The 21,247-nt window shown below is 57.4% G+C and carries 20 protein-coding genes; 13 read left to right on the top strand and 7 right to left on the bottom strand.

Annotated elements, in window-relative coordinates; all coding sequences use genetic code 11:
* Positions 1-249: 249 nt before the first annotated feature.
* Positions 250-1,161 (bottom strand): LysR substrate-binding domain-containing protein, encoded by a 912-nt coding sequence (locus E8M78_RS06690; protein WP_137134329.1) that lies wholly within the window; start codon positions 1,159-1,161, stop codon positions 250-252.
* Positions 1,162-1,327: 166 nt separating this feature from the next.
* On the opposite strand from E8M78_RS06690, the gene E8M78_RS06685 reads away from it, so the two are divergent.
* From E8M78_RS06685 to E8M78_RS06665, 5 genes are all read left to right on the top strand, one after another.
* Positions 1,328-1,798, top strand: coding sequence for a gamma-glutamylcyclotransferase family protein (locus tag E8M78_RS06685; protein ID WP_137134328.1), 471 nt, complete (start codon positions 1,328-1,330; stop codon positions 1,796-1,798).
* A gap of 38 nt (positions 1,799-1,836) precedes the next feature.
* Complete coding sequence (locus tag E8M78_RS06680) at positions 1,837-3,039, top strand: pyridoxal phosphate-dependent aminotransferase (protein ID WP_137134327.1); 1,203 nt, start codon at positions 1,837-1,839, stop codon at positions 3,037-3,039.
* Between the two features lie 12 nt (positions 3,040-3,051).
* Complete coding sequence (locus E8M78_RS06675) at positions 3,052-3,657, top strand: LysE family translocator (protein ID WP_205910227.1); 606 nt, start codon at positions 3,052-3,054, stop codon at positions 3,655-3,657.
* A gap of 233 nt (positions 3,658-3,890) precedes the next feature.
* Complete coding sequence (locus E8M78_RS06670) at positions 3,891-5,585, top strand: FAD-binding oxidoreductase (RefSeq protein WP_170973346.1); 1,695 nt, start codon at positions 3,891-3,893, stop codon at positions 5,583-5,585.
* Positions 5,582-6,163, top strand: a complete 582-nt coding sequence (locus tag E8M78_RS06665; protein ID WP_137134325.1) for a GNAT family protein — start codon at positions 5,582-5,584, stop codon at positions 6,161-6,163. The genes E8M78_RS06670 and E8M78_RS06665 overlap by 4 nt, the downstream gene beginning before the upstream one ends.
* 26 nt (positions 6,164-6,189) lie before the next feature.
* Here the strand turns inward: E8M78_RS06665 and E8M78_RS06660 are convergent, their stop codons facing one another.
* Complete coding sequence (locus tag E8M78_RS06660) at positions 6,190-7,464, bottom strand: MFS transporter (protein WP_137134324.1); 1,275 nt, start codon at positions 7,462-7,464, stop codon at positions 6,190-6,192.
* A gap of 376 nt (positions 7,465-7,840) precedes the next feature.
* Between E8M78_RS06660 and leuC the strand changes: the two genes are divergently transcribed.
* The 6 genes from leuC (at position 7,841) to E8M78_RS06625 (ending at position 14,194) form a co-directional block, all read left to right on the top strand.
* Entirely contained in the window at positions 7,841-9,250 is a 1,410-nt protein-coding gene (gene leuC, locus E8M78_RS06650) for a 3-isopropylmalate dehydratase large subunit (RefSeq protein WP_137134322.1), read from the top strand.
* 217 nt (positions 9,251-9,467) lie between these two features.
* Positions 9,468-10,370, top strand: a complete 903-nt coding sequence (dapF, locus tag E8M78_RS06645) for a diaminopimelate epimerase (RefSeq protein ID WP_137134321.1) — start codon at positions 9,468-9,470, stop codon at positions 10,368-10,370.
* Positions 10,367-11,641 (top strand): tRNA (N(6)-L-threonylcarbamoyladenosine(37)-C(2))-methylthiotransferase MtaB, encoded by a 1,275-nt coding sequence (gene mtaB / locus E8M78_RS06640; RefSeq protein WP_137134320.1) that lies wholly within the window; start codon positions 10,367-10,369, stop codon positions 11,639-11,641. Before dapF ends, mtaB begins: the two co-directional genes overlap by 4 nt.
* Positions 11,642-11,657: 16 nt before the next feature.
* Positions 11,658-12,899 carry a signal recognition particle-docking protein FtsY gene (gene ftsY / locus E8M78_RS06635; protein ID WP_137134319.1) on the top strand — a complete coding sequence of 414 codons (1,242 nt, stop codon included), beginning with the start codon at positions 11,658-11,660 and terminating at the stop codon, positions 12,897-12,899.
* 57 nt (positions 12,900-12,956) lie between these two features.
* Positions 12,957-13,604 (top strand): septation protein A, encoded by a 648-nt coding sequence (locus E8M78_RS06630; RefSeq protein WP_137134318.1) that lies wholly within the window; start codon positions 12,957-12,959, stop codon positions 13,602-13,604.
* A complete protein-coding gene (locus tag E8M78_RS06625; RefSeq protein ID WP_137134317.1) occupies positions 13,601-14,194 on the top strand; it encodes a DUF2585 domain-containing protein in 594 nt (197 codons plus the stop codon). The genes E8M78_RS06630 and E8M78_RS06625 overlap by 4 nt, the downstream gene beginning before the upstream one ends.
* Before the next feature lie 3 nt (positions 14,195-14,197).
* Here the strand turns inward: E8M78_RS06625 and E8M78_RS06620 are convergent, their stop codons facing one another.
* The 5 genes from E8M78_RS06620 to ccmA form a co-directional block, all read right to left on the bottom strand.
* Positions 14,198-14,827 (bottom strand): DsbE family thiol:disulfide interchange protein, encoded by a 630-nt coding sequence (locus E8M78_RS06620; protein WP_137134316.1) that lies wholly within the window; start codon positions 14,825-14,827, stop codon positions 14,198-14,200.
* On the bottom strand, positions 14,824-15,000 hold the full coding sequence (gene ccmD / locus E8M78_RS06615; protein ID WP_137134315.1) for a heme exporter protein CcmD: 177 nt from the start codon (positions 14,998-15,000) through the stop codon (positions 14,824-14,826). The genes E8M78_RS06620 and ccmD overlap by 4 nt, the downstream gene beginning before the upstream one ends.
* Before the next feature lie 3 nt (positions 15,001-15,003).
* Positions 15,004-15,762: a heme ABC transporter permease gene (locus tag E8M78_RS06610; RefSeq protein ID WP_137134314.1), complete on the bottom strand. Its 759-nt coding sequence runs from the start codon at positions 15,760-15,762 to the stop codon at positions 15,004-15,006.
* A gap of 131 nt (positions 15,763-15,893) precedes the next feature.
* Entirely contained in the window at positions 15,894-16,553 is a 660-nt protein-coding gene (gene ccmB, locus E8M78_RS06605) for a heme exporter protein CcmB (protein ID WP_137134313.1), read from the bottom strand.
* Positions 16,550-17,200, bottom strand: a complete 651-nt coding sequence (gene ccmA, locus E8M78_RS06600; protein ID WP_137134312.1) for a heme ABC exporter ATP-binding protein CcmA — start codon at positions 17,198-17,200, stop codon at positions 16,550-16,552. Before ccmA ends, ccmB begins: the two co-directional genes overlap by 4 nt.
* 266 nt (positions 17,201-17,466) lie before the next feature.
* On the opposite strand from ccmA, the gene acnA reads away from it, so the two are divergent.
* Both acnA and E8M78_RS06590 read left to right on the top strand, forming a co-directional pair.
* Positions 17,467-20,163 carry an aconitate hydratase AcnA gene (acnA, locus tag E8M78_RS06595; protein ID WP_137134311.1) on the top strand — a complete coding sequence of 899 codons (2,697 nt, stop codon included), beginning with the start codon at positions 17,467-17,469 and terminating at the stop codon, positions 20,161-20,163.
* A gap of 225 nt (positions 20,164-20,388) precedes the next feature.
* Entirely contained in the window at positions 20,389-21,165 is a 777-nt protein-coding gene (locus E8M78_RS06590; RefSeq protein WP_137134310.1) for a thioredoxin family protein, read from the top strand.
* Positions 21,166-21,247 lie beyond the last annotated feature (82 nt).

Here is a 21,247-nt window from a genome sequence, read left to right as displayed (position 1 = left end):
AGGTCTCTCCACTACGATGTAGAACTCGTCCAGTCCTCCACCGTAGGTGGAGGTTTACTTTGATTGCAAAAAAAAGGGCCAGCGGAAAACCGCGGCCCATAAAGTTGTGAAGGTTAAAACCTCCAGAGGGGAACAGCTGCTGCGGCGGAACTGGGAGGAAGACCGCCATGTGCATCAGCTATGAGCGTTATGCTGAATTTTTGATCGATTGGAAAACATTTATTGTGCAATGCAGCTATGCAAAATCAGTCAGTTTTGCAATGCAACAAGACTTCCGTCAATTGGCGCACGCATACTTGCCGTCTCGCTCTGCAGCCATTGGATGAAGGCAACGTTCTTTCTATGGTTTGGTCGTTCCGATCGAACGGCATAGCTATAACCGCTTTCCACAAATCCCCACGGAGCGATAAGTTTCCCGGATCGAACCTCTTCTCCTATGAGATGACGTGGTGCAATCATTGATCCGAGGCCATTGAGGCATGCCTCGATCGTCAGATGATAGTGGTCGAACATCCGGCTTGTCGTCCTTGTCGCAGCCATATCCCTGCCCATCAGCCGTGCCCATTCCGTCCACGCATGAGGACGTGTCTGTGTTCCAAGGCGCGGGAGCGAGAGCGCCTTTTGCTCGTTGGAGACATTCCCATCCTGTAGATCCGACGCGAAGACCAATCCGACCAACTCGTTGAACAGGGAAAGACATTCTGATCCCATGGCCTCGTTGGGAGAGATGATCAGGATCTCGACATCAACGCTCCGGTTGATACGTTGTCCGTCCGTCGAGAGGCAGACATCATAGTTTGGATAGAGATGTGAAAAGTTGGAGAGCCGCGGGATCAGCCATCGCATGGCCAGTGTCCCGATGCAGGCGACATCCAGAACACCTGTGTCCCTGCGCGAGATAGCCGCCACAGCATCGTCGATTTGCTCGAAGGCACCGGTCAGCGAGGTAGCAAGCGCCTGCCCTTCCGCCGTTAGTCGGGGGCGGTTTCGGTTTCCCTCGAACAGGCGGATACCGAGGAAGGCCTCCAATTGCGCGATGTGTTTGCTGATGGCTCCGCTGGTTACGGACAGTTCCTCGGCCGCGTCGCCATGCCTGCCGCACCTGGCTGCAGATTCGAACGCCCGTAGGGCAATGAGAGGAAGCTTTCGATTTATAGCCACGAATAAAACTCACAATATGAAGAAATTTAGTCAGTATACGACGGTTACAATTTGTGGGAATAGGCCGACTGTGTCGTGGGGACGACATTCAATACTTTTGTCGAAAATTTTCGGTCGATTTTTTACGGAATGATTGTAAAGAAAAGTCGAATAGCTTGGGGGAGCTATGCCTTTCTATTTTGCCTATGGCTCCAATATGGATGTCGAACGTCTCGAGACCGCCCGTCTCAATCCTGAGGGCATTCGGTCGACACGTCGAACTGCGGGGCGCCTGACGGGATACCGGCTCACATTCAACAAGCCGTCCGCCTATTTCATTGGGGCTGGAGCCGCAAATCTTGAAGCTAGTGCGGGCGCACACGTCTACGGCACGCTCAACGAGATGCCAGAGGCCGGACTTGAGATCCTTGATCGCTATGAGAATGTGGCACTCGGTCAGTACGAGCGGGTTTCCGTTCAGGTCGAAGAACTCGTCTCAGGTCAGTTGGTCGATGCTGTGGCCTATATCGCCTTCAACAATATCGACGACACCATGAAGCCGCGCAGTGGCTATATGAACCATCTTCTTGCCGGTCGAGATATTCTACCGGCAGACTGGATCGCCTACCTGAACTCCATCCCTCTCATTGCCGAATAGTCCTCGTTTTTCTTGTCTTAAGTGAATTGGATATTGACATGACAATCGTTGCCCAGTCGCTTGCTGCGATCAAGCCATCCGCGACAATTGCCATCACCCAGATGGCGCGCGTATTGAAATCCAGCGGCGTCGATGTCATTTCGATGTCGACCGGAGAACCGGATTTCGATACGCCGGACCACATCAAGGATGCTGCCCATGACGCGATCCGGCGTGGCGAAACCAAGTATACGCCAGTCGCCGGTATTCCGGAGCTGCGTCAGGCGATCGTGGCCAAGTTCCAACGTGAAAACGACCTGAGTTACCGCGTTGACCAGACCATCGTCGGCACGGGTGCCAAGCACATCATCTACAATGCGCTGCGCGCCAGCCTGAATCCGGGCGATGAAGTCATCATTCCAGCGCCATACTGGGTATCCTATCCCGAAATGGTAGCAATTTGCGGAGGCGTGCCGATCACTGTGCCGACTCGCATGGAATTTAATTTCAAGCTCCAGCCGGATGATCTGCGGCAGGCCATTACGCCCCGTACAAAATGGGTGTTTCTGAATTCGCCGTCCAATCCCTCGGGAGCCGCCTATACCTATGACGAGCTGAAGCTCATCACCGATGTGCTCAAGGAGTTTCCGCATGTTTGGCTCCTGACGGACGACATGTACGAACATCTGGTCTATGGCGACTTCCAGTATGTCACCGCGGCACAAATCGAGCCTTCGTTGCTGGACCGTACGCTGACGGTCAACGGCGTTTCGAAAGCCTATGCCATGACCGGCTGGCGTATCGGCTATGCGGCCGGGCCAAAGGAGTTGATTGACGCCATGATCCTGCTCCAGGGACAGCAGACATCCGGTACGAGTTCGATTGCACAATGGGCCTCCGTCGCTGCACTCAATGGCCCGCAGGACCATCTCAATGTGTTTCGCGAGGCCTTCGATGAGCGACGCCAGTTGATTACGTCCATGCTCAACCAGGCCAATCTGTTGAGCTGCCTGAAGCCGGAAGGCGCCTTCTATGTCTTCCCTTCCTGCGAGCGAACCTACGGAAAGACGACGGCCGGTGGGCGCCTGATCCAGAATGACGAAGATTTCGTCAGCGCACTTCTTGAGGAAAAGGCCGTGGCGACCGTTCATGGCAGTGCCTTCGGCCAGCCCGGCAATTTCCGGCTTTCTTATGCGACTTCGCTGGAAGAGGTCAGGCGCGCCTGTATCCGCATCCAGGAATTTTGTGGCGACCTCCGTTAAGAGATTATTTTGATGACCATTTTGGGAATTTCCTATCTGGCCCTTGGCCTCTACTACTGGACCATGTCGGTCACGCCGGGGCCAAACAATGTGATGCTCACTCTTTCGGGCGTCAATTTCGGGTTCAACCGAACCTTGCCCCATATCCTGGGCATCGCCTCGGGCTGCGCAGTCCAGACTTTTCTATTGTGTCTTGGACTTGGCTTCATCTTTCATGAGTTTCCGGTCATTCAGCAGGTTCTCAAGTGGGCAGGTGCAGCCTATCTGATCTATCTCGCACTCAAGCTGGTCGGCGCCAAGGTCGCAAGCGGCGTTCAGGCGCCACCCCGACCCTTGAGCCTCTTCGATGCTGCTTCCTTCCAGTTCATCAATCCGAAGGCTTGGGTGAAGGCAACAACGACCGCCACCATCTTCATGCCGGAAGGTACTCCCATCCTGGCGTCTGGACTTGCGATCTTTTCTCTTTGTACATTGGTCAACATTGCGTCCTCTTCCCTTTGGGCCGGTTTCGGGGTCGGAATCCGCAAGGTTCTGTCCAATCCGAAGATGCTGCGAGCATTCAATCTGTCGATGGCCGCTCTGTTGATCGGCACAGCTGTCTACGTCGTCCTTTCCTGATTTTTGTAGCGTCTCCGTGACTATTTTGATGATTATCAAATCGGAGGCGCATTCTTCTTTTTGAAATTATTTATTTTTAGAGATTTCCTATGAAAATCGCGATTTTAAGCCATGTCGATCCTGAATTTCTGGACGAAATATTATCTGACAATATTCTGTACAGACCAGATGTATTAAAAAAGGGAAGACGTTGCTTTCAACGCTTTCTCAAGGAAAACGAAATTTGCGCCCTCGTGACATCGGGCTTTCTCCCGGTCGATTTTCTTTCCGACTGGCGCTCCAGGGACAAGCCGCAGGGGTTGGTGGTGTTCGTTGGCGCGGGCGGCTTCGAAACAACTACCCAGCCCGTCATGGAAGAAAATGCGCTTCAGCCGATCACGCCGGATACGGATCAGCCCGCCTCTGCGCACACGCGAAGACAGTGCATCGCTTCCAGCCTGAACATTCAGGTACGTCACGCCGAGGATATTGTGTCGGCTCTGACCTGTCTCGAGAAGCAATGGACCGCCCAAAGGCCGGTGAATGGGATCGTACCGACGGGCAGAAAATCCAATCGTGAGCACGTCACCTTCATTGGGGCGGGGCTGGTCAATCTGATCAGCGCACATTTCGCTGTCCGGGTCGGCATGTCCGTGCGTGTAGTCGAGGCAGCGCCGGATCCTCGACTGGGCGAGGACTGGACCCGCTATGGATGCAGCTCGGGCGGTGCAAATGCCCGCATGTTCACGCTGTCGGAAATGGATAATTACAATTGCCGTCATGCCCACCGGGATATGAACTGGCAATTTTCTCGAAGCGTTGCCCAGAATGGCTGGAATGTCTGTGATGCTGCACGGCTATCCAACGAGGAGAAAACCTGGATTGACGATTTCGAGCGAATTCCGAGCTGGTTGGCAGAGTCCTATAATCAGGACATCTTCAAGTTCAGCCGTGAAAGCAAATCTCTTTGGGAACAATGGATGGAGGAAGATCCGGAGCTGTTTTCAGACAGCGTGACAACGCGGGATATTCTGCGAATCTATTCCGACGCCAATCACCTTCAGGCGTCGCTGGCGCGGCAGGACAGGATCGGCGCTACCATTCGTACGGTTTCCGTTGGAGACATCGCCGACGAGCAGCCTATTCTTGCCGCGGCTGTGGACCGTGGTCTTGTCGCAGGCGGGGTCTATGTCCATGGATTCACGGTGAACGTCCATCGGTTCATTGCCGCGCTGCTCGGACGGCTTGAGGCAGGCGGTGTTGCTTTCGACTGGCAGACGCGGATGGTGTCCATCGAGCAAGGAACAGGCGGAGCTGTCGAAGGTATCAGTCTCGAGAGTGGCGAAGTCGTCCGGGGAAATATCGTTATCTCGCCGGGCGCTTACGGCAACGGCGTTCTGCAGGGAACCTCTGCACATCGCCAGATCGCAGGCGTTCTGGGTGCGTGGCTCACCTTGCCCGATCGCGAGGGCGGTCTGAGGAATTCGCTGAAGCTTGCACGAAAAGGCCATATCGTGGAAGACGCGAATGTGACGGTGGCACTGGACGAAAACGGGGAAAGGGTGGCAATCATCGGCTCTGGCTACGGCTTCACCGGCTTTGATCCGAATAATATCGATCAAGATCTCCTGAACCGGATCTATTGCGGCATTCAGGATACTGCCCGTCATTATTTTCCGGAAAGCTATGCGCAGAGCATCGAAGAGGGATCGCTGCATCGAAGCCTGAAGTACTGCGTGCGGCCCTGGACACCCACCGGTCTCGGCGTGTTCGAGGCCCTGCGAGCGGCAAATGATGACAAGCTGATAATCGTTGGCGGGCACAATACCGGCGGCTTTGCCCAAGCTCCGGCGACCGGCATGGCGGTCATCGCCTCCATTCGCGGGCGTCAGCATGACATGCACCGCGATTACAGGCCCAACCGCTTCAGTTCCTTTCTCGGTACATGAGACGGCTGGAAACTGCTGACGCAACTCTCGAACTCCTGCCGCTGGAGAGTAGCCGGGATGGCCCACATCTCTATCCGCTGTTTCACGGAAACGGTAGAGAGGAGATCTGGTCCTATCTCCGTGACGGTCCGTTTCGAACGGTAGACGAATACGTTCGGCATCTCGATAGCTTTGCGGGGCGCCATGATCTTTTGGCGTTCGTCGTCCGGGATGCCACATGCGCCAAGCCGGTCGGCATGTCTCTCATCATCCGCATCAGCGAAAGGTCGGAGAGCGTCGAGATCGCCTATGCCCTCTTTGCTCCAGACGTACACGGCAAGGGCGTTGCCTTCGCCGCGGTCCAGGCCTTGCTGAAATGCGTTTTTCAAGATCTCCGCAAGACATGCTGCGTCTGGAGATGCGACAGCATGAACGCGAAGTCTGCAGGTCTGGCGCGCAAGCTCGGATTTCGGCAGACAGAAGAGATCAAGGGCGATTTCGTCGTGAAAGGCCGTCTGCGCGACAGTCTCGTGTTCCAGATGCAGGCGCAAGACTGGCAGGCGCAGGATCGCTCCTTAATGGGCTCAGGCACGCGGTGATGCCGGAGCCGTTGGTCGCAGTTGGATTAGCCGACTTTTCGCTCAGAGAGCATGCGCCCGACGATGATGACCAGAACGCCTGCCAGTGCCAGGCAAACGGAGAGGAAGAACATCGGCGCGATGGTGCTTCCTGTCGAATCCTTGATCCAGGGTACGACGTTCTGAGCAATGAAGCCGCCGAGGTTACCGACCGAATTGATGGCGGCGATCCCGGCTGCGGCTCCGGCCCCTTTCAGGAATCGACCGGGCAGGCTCCAGAAGACCGGTTGTCCGGCGAAAATACCAGCCGCAGCGATGCACAGAAGCGCAAACTGCAGGATAGGGGCTGAAATGACTGCCGAAAGGGCAAGGCAGATCGCGCCGATGAAGGCTGGACCGACGATATAGGGCGTCTTGTTCTGCGTTTTGTCCGCAGCGGAAGGAATGATCCAGAGCGCCAATGCCACGATCAGCCAGGGCATGATGTTGATCACGCCGTTCATGGTGTTGGATACCCCGAAGCCCTGCACGATGGTGGGCAGCCAGTAGCTGAGCCCGTAGGCGGCCAACGGAAAGCCGATATAGCAGAGCGACATTAGAAGAACGCGCGGGTTGATGAGAGCCTTGAAGCCATTGTCGGCATGTTCGTCCATACCGGCATTTTCCTGTGCCAGACGGTCGGCCAGCCACTGCTTTTCAGGCTCGGTCAGAAATTTCGCGGTTTGCGGCGTATCGTCCAGATAGAGGAACGTCGCAATGCCAGCGATGACCGCAGGAACAACTGTCGCGAGAAACACCCACTCCCATCCGGCGAGCCCCAGCACACCGTCCAGATCCAGCAGCATGCCGCCAAGCGGTGCGCCAAGCGCGTTGGCGAAGGCGCTGAAGATCATGAACAGGCCGACCATTCGGCCACGATTGTCCTTCGGGAACCAGAGCGTCAGCAGATAGAGCACGCCGGGGAAGAAGCCTGCTTCCGCAAAACCCAGCAGAAACCGCAGGATGTAGAACATTGTCGGGCTCTGAGTGAAGGCGAGCGTGATCGTGATCAGCCCCCAGGTCACCATGATCCGGGTGAACCACACGCGTGCGCCAAACCGGTACAGGAACAGATTGCTCGGCACCTCGAACAGGAAATAGCCAACAAAAAACAGCGAGGCACCCAGGCCATAGGCATATTCGCTGAGACCAAGCGCATCTACCATCTGAAGCTTGGCATAGGATACGTTCTGACGGTCGATGTAGGCGATGAGATACAGAAGGCCGAGAAAGGGCATAAGCCGCCAGGTGATCTTCGCGATCAGCGATTTTTCAGAAACCACGGGGTTCCTCCAGAGAATGCGCAACAGGGAAAGAGGCTCCCAAGCATTCCGGTTGCACATAGAGGATCACTCTCGCGAAACAAGATTGATTGTCAGTTTCTCTAGGAAGAAGGGGTACACAGCATCCGTTGCCGCTCGCGCTTCATGTTGCCCGCGGCTTCGAAAACTGCTAGATAACGCGCCATGGGATCGAAATTCAGATGTCTCGCGAACCAGTTTATCGTGCTGCAGGACCACAAACGTCTGCCGGCGCGATTCTTCGCGCGCATTTCCGGTGCTCTGAACAGCCGACTTCGTAGCGTCTGACGCGTGTTGTTGGCAGCCGATGCTGCCGAATTCATATCCCCTAATTTCCAAAATCAAATGGATGGCAGCCATGAGCGCACCGCGTACACTCTACGATAAGATCTGGGATGATCACGTCGTCTCGACCGATGAAACCGGCACCTGTCTTCTCTATATCGACCGTCACCTCGTGCATGAAGTGACGAGCCCGCAGGCGTTCGAGGGTCTGCGCATGGCGGGCCGCAAAGTTCGCGCGCCGGAAAAGACACTGGCCGTGGTGGATCACAACGTTCCCACGACAATGGATCGCTACACCGGCATCCAGAACGAGGAAAGCCGCATCCAGGTGGAAGCGCTGGCCCAGAACGCGCATGATTTCGGCGTCGAGTATTACTCGGAGAAGGACAAGCGCCAGGGTATCGTCCACATTGTCGGGCCGGAACAGGGCTTCACCCTGCCGGGCATGACCATCGTTTGCGGCGATAGCCACACCTCCACGCATGGTGCCTTCGGCGCGCTTGCGCACGGCATCGGCACATCGGAAGTCGAGCATGTTCTCGCCACCCAGACGCTGGTACAGAAAAAGGCCAAGAACATGCTGGTGCGTGTGGATGGTCAACTGCCTCCGGGCGTGACAGCGAAAGATATTATCCTTGCCATCATCGGCGAGATCGGCACGGCTGGCGGCACGGGCCACGTCATCGAATTCGCAGGCGAAGCCATCCGTTCGCTCTCGATGGAAGGCCGCATGACGGTCTGCAACATGACGATTGAAGGCGGTGCCCGCGCCGGTCTCATCGCGCCGGATGAAACCACGTTCGAATACATCAAGGACAAGCCGCGCGCGCCGAAGGGCAAGGCTTGGGACATGGCGCTCGACTACTGGAAGACACTGCATTCGGATGAAGGCGCGCATTACGATCGCGTCGTCGTTCTCGATGCCGCCAACCTGCCGCCGATTGTGTCCTGGGGCTCGTCGCCGGAAGACGTAATTTCCGTTCAGGGCGTTGTGCCGAACCCGGATGATATTCAGGACGAGACAAAGCGCACCTCCAAGTGGCGCGCGCTGGACTATATGGGCCTGAAGCCGGGCACCAAGATCACCGATATCGCTGTCGATCGCGTCTTCATCGGCTCCTGCACCAATGGCCGTATCGAAGACCTTCGCGCCGCTGCAAAGGTTGTTGAAGGCAAGAAAGTCGCTTCGACCGTTTCTGCCATGATCGTGCCGGGTTCGGGGATCGTCAAGGAACAGGCCGAGGCTGAAGGTCTGGACAAGATCTTCAAGGAAGCCGGCTTCGAATGGCGCGAGCCGGGCTGCTCCATGTGTCTTGCCATGAACGATGACCGCCTGAAGCCGGGTGAGCGTTGCGCTTCCACCTCGAACCGCAACTTCGAAGGTCGCCAGGGCTACAAGGGCCGCACGCATCTGGTGTCGCCAGCCATGGCCGCTGCGGCTGCTGTTGCCGGTCACTTCGTTGATATCCGTGAGTGGAAATAAGCGTCTGCCGCTCAGACAAAATTGCAACGGTGCCGGGTTCGAAAGAGCCCGGCATTTTTTTGAGCTCGGAAACAACAACCTTGTCACTTGAACACCAATACGTGTCCGCTCTCTGAGGGCGTCACGAGATCACGTTAGCCAGTGGACTGGAAATAGATGTCGATTTCCGCCATATAGGCAAGAAATGCGGGCATGCCTCAAGGGCAAGGTGGTACAGATGGGTGAGTTGGTCGAATTCGCGAAGATGAACGGGCTTGGCAACAAGATCCTGGTCGTCGATATGCGTGGCCGTACTGACCGCGTTACGCAGGAGGCTGCTATTGCGCTGGCCGCCGATCCGGCCACCACTTTCGATCAGATCATGGCGATCCACGATCCGAAGCTTAGCGGAACCGACGCGTACATTGATATCGTCAATTGCGATGGCACGCGGGCGCAGGCCTGCGGCAATGGCACACGTTGCGTGGTGCAGGCGCTTTCCGCCGAAACCGGGCGCAAGGACTTCACCTTCCAGACGCTGGCAGGCATCCTGAATGCGCAGGAGCATCAGGACGGTACCATCTCGGTCGATATGGGCAAGCCCGTGTTCCAGTGGGACAAGATCCCGCTCTCGGAAGAATTCTACGATACCAGCCGCATCGAACTGCAGATCGGGCCAATTGATAATCCCGTCCTTCATTCGCCCTCCGTCATGTCGATGGGCAATCCGCACGCCATCTTCTGGGTGGATCGCGATCCCATGACATTCGAGCTGGAACGCTTCGGTCCGCTGCTGGAAAACCATCCCATGTTCCCGGAAAAGGCCAATATTACGCTTGCACACGTGATCTCTCCGACGGAAATGGTGACGCGCACCTGGGAGCGGGGTGCTGGCCTCACGCTCGCCTGTGGCTCGGCTGCCTGTTCCGCCGGTGTGTCCGGTGCGCGTACGGGCCGCACGGACCGCAAGGTGGATATCATCGTGGCCTCCAGCCCAAATCGCGGCAGGCTTTCCATCGAGTGGCGGGCAGATGATCACGTCATCATGACGGGGCCGGCGGAATGGGAATGGTCCGGCAAGCTCGATCCATCCACAGGGCACTTCAAGCGGGATGCCGAAGCCGGGACCATCGCCCGGTGAGCGGGGTCGAAATCATCACCTTCGGCTGCCGTCTGAACACCTACGAATCGGAAGTCATGCGGGCCGAGGCGGAGAAGGCGGGCTTAAACAATGCCGTGCTGGTCAACACCTGTGCCGTGACGGGTGAGGCGGTGCGTCAGGCGCGCCAAGCCATCCGCCGTGCCCGCCGCGAAAACCCGCATGCCCGTATCATTGTTACTGGTTGTGCGGCGCAGACTGAAGCGGCGACCTTCAGCGAAATGCCGGAAGTTGATGCGGTTCTTGGCAATGAGGAGAAGCTGAAAAGCGCCTCCTATCGTTCGCTGCCAGATTTTGGCGTCTCTGCGGAAGAAAAGCTTCGCGTCAACGATATCATGAGCGTGAAGGCAACGGCCCCGCAAATGGTGAAGCACATTGATGGCCATGTGCGGGCTTTCATTCAGGTGCAGAACGGCTGCGATCATCGCTGCACTTTCTGCATCATTCCCTATGGTCGCGGCAATTCCCGCTCGGTTCCCATGGGCGCCGTGGTCGGTCAGGCCCGCAAACTGGTTGATACCGGCTATCGCGAGATCGTGCTGACCGGTGTCGATGCCACCAGCTACGGCGTTGATCTTCCAGGCAAGCCAACGCTTGGTCTTCTGGCGAAAACGCTTCTCAAGCAGGTGCCGGATATTGAGCGGCTCAGGCTTTCCTCCATTGATAGCATCGAGGCGGATCAGCATCTGTTTGATTTGCTGGCCGATGAGCCACGGTTCATGCCGCATCTGCATCTGTCGCTGCAGCATGGCGACGACATGATCCTGAAGCGCATGAAGCGGCGTCATTCCAGCGCCGACGCATTGGCGTTCGTGGAGCAGGTGCGCCGTCTTCGTCCGGAGGTCAGCTTCGGTGCCGATATGATTGCGGGCTTCCCGACCGAGACGGAAGAGATGTTTGCCAATGCTCTTCGCCATGCCGAGGAGTGCGGTCTCTCCTTCCTGCATGTCTTTCCCTATAGCCCGCGTCCGGGCACTCCGGCGGCCCGCATGCCGCAGTTGGATCGCGCATTGGTGAAGGATCGTGCAGCGCGAATGCGCGCCGTGGGAGACACTCTGCTTGCCAACCATCTCGACAAGATGGTCGGAACGCGCCACATGATCCTTGTGGAACAGAGCGGTTTTGCCCACACGGAAAATTTCTCGCTCGTTGCCGCTCCCGGTCTGACGCCGCGCGATATGGTGCCGGTCATCATGACGGGGCATAACGGCAAACATCTGACAATGCAGGTCGACGCTGCCGCTGCGGCGTGACGGAACGGAACATTTTATGGCGCTGGGGTTCATCAAAAAGGTTTTCTCGTTCGGCAAGGACAAGCCTGCGGAAGAGAAGGAAAGCCAAGGTCTGACGGTCGAGGAAAAGGCCGCCATCGCCTCGGAATCCGAGCCGCATTCGCGCGAAGAGGATCTTCCGGTTTCACCTGTTGATCCTGTCGCTGATGTCGAACTGCAGACCGCAGGCGGTCAGGCGGATGACAATGGGGCGGAAGAGACAGAGGGGGGTGACGTCACAACCTCCATCGAACCCGTTCTCCCCAAGGGCTTTGCCACCCGCAAGGAAGAGGCGCCCATCGAGGTCGCGCCGGAGCCGAAACTGTCCTGGTTCCAGCGTCTGCGTCAGGGTCTGTCGCGCACCTCTGCTCAATTGACCGGCCAGATCACGGCGCTCTTTACCAAGCGCAAGCTGGACGAGGCGACGCTGGAAGAGCTGGAAGACCTGCTCATTCAGGCCGATCTTGGCGTCGAAACCGCCATGCGCATCACCGATACCCTGTCTTCGGAACGCTACGGCAAGGATGTGACGGGTGAGGATGTTTCCCGCATCATGGCGAGCGAAATCACCAAGGTGCTGAAGCCGGTCGCCAAGCCGCTGGAGCTCGACCTTTCCCACAAGCCGCATGTCATTCTCGTCGTTGGCGTCAATGGAACGGGCAAGACCACGACCATCGGAAAGCTGGCGGCAAAGCTTTCCGGTTCCGGCCTCAAGGTCATGCTGGCGGCGGGCGATACCTTCCGTGCCGCAGCCATCGAGCAGTTGAAGATCTGGGCGGATCGCACCAAGTCGGAGTTCATCGGCACCAAGCTCGGTGCCGATGCCGCTGGTCTTGCCTATGATGCCTTCGAGCAGGCAAAAGCCAAGAAATGCGATGTGCTGATCATCGATACGGCGGGCCGCTTGCAGAACAAGGCGGAGCTGATGGCGGAACTTGAAAAGATTGTTCGCGTTCTCGGCAAGCTCGACCCGGATGCACCACATACAGTTCTGCAAACGCTGGATGCCACGACCGGGCAGAACGCCATGAACCAGGTGGAAATCTTCCGCAATGTGGCGGGCGTCAGCGGCCTCATCATGACCAAGCTGGATGGGACAGCACGCGGCGGCATTCTGGTGGCCATTGCCGCCAAGCACAAGCTGCCGGTTTATTTCATCGGTGTCGGCGAGGGAATTGACGATCTGGAGCCATTCGAGGCGCAAGATTTTGCCCAGGCAATTGCGGGCGTGTCGCATTGATGCCACAGAAGGCAGGTTTGCACCGCACTCAGATCAACACAGCAGAAGACCGGACCCATGCAGAGCTTTGAAAGCGATACGACCCCGACGCGTCAGGAAAAGGAAAATCCGGGCCTGAAAATGGCGCTGGAACTGGGGCCGCTTCTGGTGTTCTTCTTCGCCAATCTGCGCGGCGAATGGCTGGTCTCCAAGTTTCCGGCTCTGTCCTCCCTCGGCGGTCCGCTTCTGGTGGCAACCGGCCTGTTTATGGCGGCGACGGTGATCTCGCTCATCGTGTCCAAGATCGTTTTCAAGCATCTGCCGGTGATGCCTTTCGTGTCCGGCGTGGTGGTGATGATTTTCGGCGGTCTGTCGATCTGGCTGCAGGATGAGACCTTCATCAAGATGAAGCCCACCATCGTGAATACGCTGTTTGGCATTACGCTTCTGGTTGGTCTGGCCTTCGGCAAGTCGCTGCTCGGCTATGTCTTCAATGCCGCTTTCCAGTTGACGGATGAGGGTTGGCGCAAGTTGACCCTGCGCTGGGGCATCTTCTTCCTGTTTCTCGCTGTGCTCAACGAAGTGGTCTGGCGCAATTTCTCGGATTCCGTCTGGGTCAATTTCAAGGTCTGGGGCACCATGCCCATCACCATCGCCTTCACGCTCGCGCAGATGCCGCTCATTATGAAGCATTCACTGGAGCCGAAGTCCGAGGATAGCAAGTGAACACGGCGGGCGCTTACCCCGTTCGGAGCAGCGGCAGCGGTTATTACTGGTTTGCGGTCGCGCTCATCATTCTTGTCGCACAGATCGTCGCCGAGCATTTCATGGGTCGCGTGTGGATCTGCACCTGCGGTTATGTGAAGCTATTTGAGCCGGGTGTGAATACGCCGGGCAATTCACAGCATCTGGCGGACTGGTATACGCCAAGCCACATTATCCACGGCTTCCTGTTTTATGGCCTTGGTTGGTTGGTTCTTCGAAAGGGATCTTTTGCGCAACGGCTTTCGCTCGCCACCTTCATCGAAGCGGCATGGGAGCTGCTGGAGAACTCACCGATCATCATCGATCGCTATCGCTCGGCGACCATGGCGATTGGCTATGAGGGCGACAGCATTCTGAACTCGGCCATGGACACCGTCTTCATGGCACTTGGCTTTCTGTTTGCCGCCCGTGTGCCGGTCTGGGTGACGTTGATCGTCGCCATTGTCTTCGAGCTTTTCACCGGCTGGCTGATCCGCGACAACCTTACGCTCAACGTGCTGATGCTTCTCTACCCGCTCGACGCGGTCAAGGCCTGGCAGGGCGCACTCTGAAGCTCAGGATGCTGTCTTGCCGGAAGCCTTCTCAATGGCGGGCATAAGCTCCTGGCTTACGCTTCGCTGATCGAAAGGCCCTACGCGCTTATAAAGAATTGTGCCATCCGGAGCGACAAGGTAGCTTTCCGGGATACCGTAGACCCCCCAGTCGATCGCAGCCTTGCCGTTCGGATCGATGCCGATGGCTTTGTAGGGATTGCCAAGCTCTCCAAGGAAACGCAGCGCATTATCGTTGCGGTCCTTATAATTGATGCCGACGATGGTGAGACGCTGGTCTTTCGCTAGTTCCTTCAAAAGCGGGTGTTCCTGACGGCAGGGTACGCACCAGGAGGCAAACACATTCACCAGCGTTAACTTACCCTTGATCGCCGAATCGGTCAGCGCAGGCGTCTGCGAGCCTTCCAAGGGCGGCAGAGACAAAGAGGGTGCATGCTTGCCGATGAGGGCGGAGGGGATAGCGGATATATCGCGGCCATTCACATCCTGATCATAGAGCATCTTGCCTGCGACAGCTGCAAAGGCCGCAAAGATAACCAGCGGCACCAGCGCAAATGCATAGCGCCCAATGCCCCGTTTCGGAGCTTGTTGCTCATCATGAACTGGCCCACTATTTTCAACCGGCGAAGTCATGCCTGCTTGCCTTCATGTGCTGAAACGGAGGAGCGGCGACGGATGCCGGCGGCTTCCAGCTCAGCCATTTCCCTCCGTCGGGCGCGGCCATCCAGTACGGTCCAAGCTATCAGCGAGAAGGTGATCAGAGCTGTAACACCATAGGAGGTATAGATGTAGAAGGCATGGCTCATCTATCAGACCTCCCGGCTGGCCGTGCGGGCTGCCATGCGCCGCTGAGTGGCGATACGGCGCCGCCAGATTTCGTTGCGCATGGCCATCATATGCAATGTGAAAAACAGAAGCGTGTAAGCAATGGCCATGATCAGCAGCGGACGCAGAAATTCGCCGTCAATCGTCGGTCCATCCATCCGGATGACGCTTGCCGGCTGGTGCAGCGTGTTCCACCAGTCGACCGAGAACTTGATGATCGGAATATTGACGAAGCCAATCAGGATGAGAACGGCAGAGACGCGGGCGGCCTTGGACGGATCATCCATGGCGCGGTTCAACGCGATGATGCCGAGATACATCAGAAACAGGATGAAAACAGAAGTCAGGCGTGCATCCCAGACCCACCAGGTGCCCCACATCGGCTTGCCCCAGAGGGAGCCTGTGATCAGTGCGATCAGCGTGAAGGCAGCCCCCAGCGGTGCTGCGGCCTTGTGAGACACATCTGCCAGCGGGTGACGCCAGACCAGCGTTCCGATCGCCGAAAGCGCCATGACGGAGTAGCACATCATCGACAACCAGGCGGCGGGCACATGGATATACATGATACGTACCGTATCGCCCTGTTGATAATCTCCCTCAGTCGTGAAGGCGAGATAGAGGCCGATGGCGAATAGCAGACAACAGAGGCCGGCCATCCATGGCAGAAGGCGCGCTGCCAGCGCCAAGAAGCGCGTCGGATTGGCGAGATCGCTGAATTTGGTGATGGCGAGACTCTCGGTCATGCGGTCCTTCTAGAGCGCGTCCAGCAAAAGTGCGTAAGCGGCTTTGCGTCCAGGCTGCGTAAAACAAAAAAACAGAGCATTTCAGGCGGTCACGTTTTGAAGGGAATTGCCCCGTCATTCCTTGATTCTAGTCAATCCCCGGCATTGCGCAACGCCAGCGCAGCACCAAGCGGGCCAATGACCGAAAAAAACATCGTGATGGCAACAAGAATCAGAAAGGGCGGCAGGAAGGGTGCCGGATCTTCCACCGCCGCATAGGATGCGCTGACGCCAAAAATCAGCACGGGGATGGTGAGTGGCAGCACCAGAATGGACACAAGCAAACCGCCACGGGGAAGCGTGACTGCAACGGCTGCGCCGACCGCACCAATGAAGGCCAGCGCCGGGGAGCCGACCAGTAGCGTGATCATCACCGCGCCGATTGCTACCTCGTTCATGTTCATGAACAGGCCAAGCAGCGGCGAGGCAATGACCAGCGGCAGGATGTTAGCCAACCAGTGGCTGAGGCATTTGATCAGCACAGTCAGCACCAGCGGCTGTTCCTGCATGAGCATCAGATCGAGCGATCCGTCATCGCGGTCTGTCTGGAACAAGCGGTCGAGACCCAGAAGCGCGGCCAGAAGCGCGCCGATCCAGATGATGGCCGGCCCAATGCGCGAAAGCAGATTCAAGTCCGGGCCGACACCGAAGGGGATGACTGCCACGACAGTCATGAAAAACAGCACGCCGATCAGCGCGCCACCACCGGCACGAACAGAAAGCTTCAGATCGCGAAGCAGAAGGTCAATCATAGGTCGTGTCCTTCCGCATTGGTGTAGACGAAACCCTTCATCTCCAGCCGCTTCACGTTGAGAAGTTCAAGCGGTTGGTGGGTTGCGGCCAGAATCATGCCGCCCTGGCTTTGATGCTCGCGCATCAGCCTCGCGAGAAGTGCCTCGGCGCTGATATCCAGCGCGGCTGTCGGTTCGTCCACAATCCATACGGGACGATAGGCGACGAGAAGCTTGGCAAAGGCCATGCGACGCTGCTGACCGGCAGAAAGATATCCGAAGGGCAAGTGCAGAACCTGTTCAAGCTCCACGGCTGCCGCCGCCTCGAGAACGGAAACGCCGCGCCCGCCTTCGGTATTGCCGAGGAAGGACTGCCAGAAGGCAAGGTTTTCCCGCACGGTCAGCTCCATTTTCATGGCATTGCGATGACCAAGATAGTGGGCGGCCTCTGCCAGATTATAGGCTCTGCGGGTTTCATCGTACCAAAGGCGAAGACTGCCGGATGCTGGCCGCAAAAGCCCGGCTGCAACACGCAGAAGCGTGGATTTTCCAGACCCGTTGCGCCCGGTCAAAAGCAGGGCCTCGCCCTCGGCCAAGCTGAAGGAAAGGTTAGAGAATATCAAGTCTTCGCCGCGATGCGCCGACAGGTTTTCGGCCAGAAGCCGCATGGCTATATCTCTTGTCTATTTGGTTATGAGTCTGCTCGAAAAAAATCTTGCTGAGGGCCGTCGATGGTCTGGAACACTTCTTAGAAATTATCTATAAGCTTCGCAACCACGCCAGCGGCCGGCGTGATTTTCACTTTGCGCCGGACCTGAAGATTTTTCTTCTCGTGCGGACAGCGGAAATGGTCGTACCCGCATCCTGATGTGCATGAAGTGCATAGGCGTCCGCACGCGCGTGTTGGCTCTTGATATCAGCGGGGTTACTTCTCGTGTCAAAATCTCTCGACAGCTTCAATTGCCGGTCTGTGTTGACCGTAGGCGGCAAGGATTACGTTTACTACAGCCTACCCAAGGCTGAAGCAAACGGCCTTCCCGGCGTCTCCAAGCTGCCCTTCTCCATGAAGGTTCTTCTGGAAAACCTGCTGCGCTTTGAAGACGGCAAGTCCGTCACCAAGGAGCACATCCTTTCCATCGCCGAATGGCTGAACAACAAGGGCAAGGTCGAGAACGAAATTGCCTATCGCCCGGCTCGCGTTCTCATGCAGGACTTCACCGGCGTTCCGGCGGTTGTTGACCTTGCTGCCATGCGCGACGGCATCAAGGCTCTCGGCGGCGATCCGGAAAAGATCAACCCGCTGGTTCCTGTCGATCTGGTCATCGACCACTCGGTTATCGTCGATGAATTCGGCAATCCCAATGCCTTCGCCCGCAACGTGGAGCTGGAATACCAGCGCAACGGTGAGCGTTACCGCTTCCTCAAGTGGGGCCAGCAGGCATTCAAGAATTTCCGCGTCGTTCCTCCGGGCACGGGTATCTGTCACCAGGTGAACTTCGAATATCTCGGCCAGACCGTCTGGACCAAGGACGAAGACGGCGAAACCATCGCCTATCCGGATACTTGCGTCGGCACCGATTCGCATACGACCATGATCAATGGTCTGGGCGTTCTGGGCTGGGGCGTGGGCGGTATCGAAGCCGAGGCTGCCATGCTCGGCCAGCCGGTTTCCATGCTTCTTCCGGAAGTCATCGGCTTCAAGTTGACCGGCACGCTGAAGGAAGGCGTCACCGCCACCGACCTCGTGCTGACCGTCGTGCAGATGCTGCGCAAGAAGGGTGTTGTTTCCAAGTTCGTCGAATTCTACGGCACGGGTCTCGACACGCTGCCGGTTGCCGACCGCGCGACAATCGGCAACATGGGTCCGGAATACGGCGCGACCTGCGGCTTCTTCCCGGTCGATTCAGCGACTGTCGGCTATCTCGACATGTCGGGCCGCTCCAAGGACCGCATTGCGCTGGTCGAAGCCTATTCGAAAGCTCAGGGCATGTGGCGCGAAGGCGACGGTTCCGATCTCGTCTTCACCGATACGCTGGAACTGGACCTTGGTGACGTCGTGCCGTCCATGGCTGGCCCGAAGCGTCCGGAAGGCCGTCTGCCGCTCGAAACCATTGCGCCGAACTTCGCAACCGCTCTGGAAGGCGATTACAAGAAGCCCGGCCAGCTTTCCCAGCGTTGGGCTGTCGAAGGGACCGATTTCGATCTCGGTCATGGCGATGTGGCGATTGCCGCCATCACCTCCTGCACCAACACCTCCAACCCGAGCGTTCTGATTGCGGCCGGTCTTCTCGCCCGCAACGCCGTTGCCAAGGGTCTGAAGTCCAAGCCATGGGTCAAGACCTCGCTTGCACCTGGATCGCAGGTTGTTGGCGAATATCTCGAGAAGTCCGGCCTGCAGAAGGAGCTTGATGCTCTCGGCTTCAACCTCGTTGGTTTCGGCTGCACGACCTGCATCGGTAACTCCGGTCCGCTTCCGGCACCGGTGTCCAAGACGATCAACGACAAGGGCATCATTGCCGCTGGCGTCCTCTCCGGTAACCGCAACTTCGAAGGCCGTATCTCGCCGGACGTTCAGGCCAACTACCTGGCTTCTCCGCCGCTGGTCGTTGCTTACGCGCTGGCTGGTACTGTTCAGAAGGACCTGACGAGCGAGCCGCTTGGCGAAGACCGTGATGGCAACCCGGTCTACCTGAAGGACATCTGGCCGACCTCTGCCGAAGTGCAGGAGTTCATCCAGAAGTACGTCACCCGCGAATTGTTCGAAACCAAGTATGCAGACGTCTTCAAGGGCGATGCAAACTGGCAGGCTGTTCAGGTTCCGGAAGGCCAGACCTATGCCTGGGACGACCAGTCGACCTATGTGCAGAACCCGCCTTACTTCGTTGGCATGCCCAAGCAGGCTGGCGTCGGCACTGACAACATCGTCAATGCCCGTGTTCTGGGCCTCTTCGGCGACAAGATCACCACCGACCACATTTCTCCGGCCGGTTCGATCAAGGCGCAGTCCCCGGCAGGTGCCTACCTGCTCGGTAACGGCGTTTCGGTGGCCGACTTCAACCAGTACGGCACTCGCCGCGGCAACCATGAAGTGATGATGCGCGGCACGTTTGCCAACATCCGCATCCGCAACTTCATGCTCGGCCCGAACGGCAAGGAAGGTGGCTACACCGTCCACTATCCGTCCAAGGAAGAGATGTCGATCTACGACGCTGCCATGAAGTACAAGGCCGAAGGCACGCCGCTGGTCATCTTCGCTGGCGTTGAATACGGCAACGGTTCTTCGCGTGACTGGGCTGCCAAGGGTACCAACCTGCTCGGCGTTCGCGCTGTCATCGCGCAGTCCTTCGAGCGTATTCACCGCTCGAACCTGGTTGGCATGGGCGTGATCCCCTTCGTCTTCGAAGAGGGTACGAACTGGCAGAGCCTGGACCTCAAGGGCGACGAAACGGTCACGATCGAAGGCCTCGATGGCGAGATCAAGCCGCGTGAGTGGAAGACGGCCAAGATCACCTATGCTGACGGTACGGTGAAGGACATCAAGATCCTCTGCCGCATCGACACGCTGGATGAGGTCACCTACGTCAACAATGGCGGCATTCTGCAGACGGTTCTGCGCGATCTGGCTGCCTGATTATCGGGTTGCGCCGTTCTCACGAATGGCGCAACACTCTTGTCGGTGACAAGAATTTTCGGCTTAATGCCGTTGAACTTCAAGGAAGCCGCCGAACAGACTGTTTCGGCGGTTTTTTGTGCGAAAATCCGCACATTCAGCTCTCACCCCCTTGTGACTTCCGCTTGATGGAGGTTGGGGGATAGGTTGTGGGCGTAAACCTGCTCCTCATGCACCAAAGACATCATGCGCAACACACGACTCCATGACCGGTACACTGCGACATCCGCCATATGGCTGTCTCTCAGCCTTCTTCTCGCGAGTGGCGCAACTGCCGGCGATATTTCGTCTCCGAAAGGCGTGGTGGAACTTTTTACGTCGCAAGGGTGCTCCTCCTGCCCGCCGGCTGACGCTGCGCTGAAGCAGATTGTCGATCAGGGCGATGTGGTGGCACTGTCCTATCACGTCGATTACTGGAACTATCTCGGCTGGACCGATACGCTGAGCTCCAAGGAAAACACTGAGCGCCAGTATGGCTATGCGCACAGCATGGGCCGCAGTGGAGTCTATACGCCACAGGCCATCATCAATGGCAGGGCGCATGTCAAAGGCACCGATGTCGCAGCAATCAATGGGAAGATCAGCCAGTTGCACGGTGAGGGTCAAGGCCTGACCGTTCCGATCACAGCCCGGATGAATGGCGAGGAGATGGAAATCTCCATCCCTGCTGGCGAGGGGCGAGCGGACGTGGTCGTCGCCTATTTTACCAAGAAAGAGGCAATCACTGTCGAACGTGGCGAGAATAGCGGGCGCCAGATGGAATACTGGCATAATGTCTATGATGTTCAGACGGTGGGCATGTGGGAAGGCAAGGATCTGAAGATCACCCTGCCCGCCAAGACCATGGGTCGCTCAAAGAAGGATGGATGCGCGATCCTTCTTCAGGCATCAGGGCCGAAGGGTGAACCAGCCGCAATCATGGGTGCCGCTGTCTTGATGGCAGGACGAAAGCGTCCGCAATAGCGGTGTTCTTACAGAAGTCATGACCTCCACCAGAGGTGGAGGTTTGAAACGCTGCGCTTGAACCGCTAGAAGCGGTTTTGCT

The organism is Rhizobium sp. FKY42 (assembly GCF_005222835.1).
GTDB lineage: Bacteria > Pseudomonadota > Alphaproteobacteria > Rhizobiales > Rhizobiaceae > Neorhizobium.
This window is presented reverse-complemented; position numbering and strand designations above follow the sequence as displayed.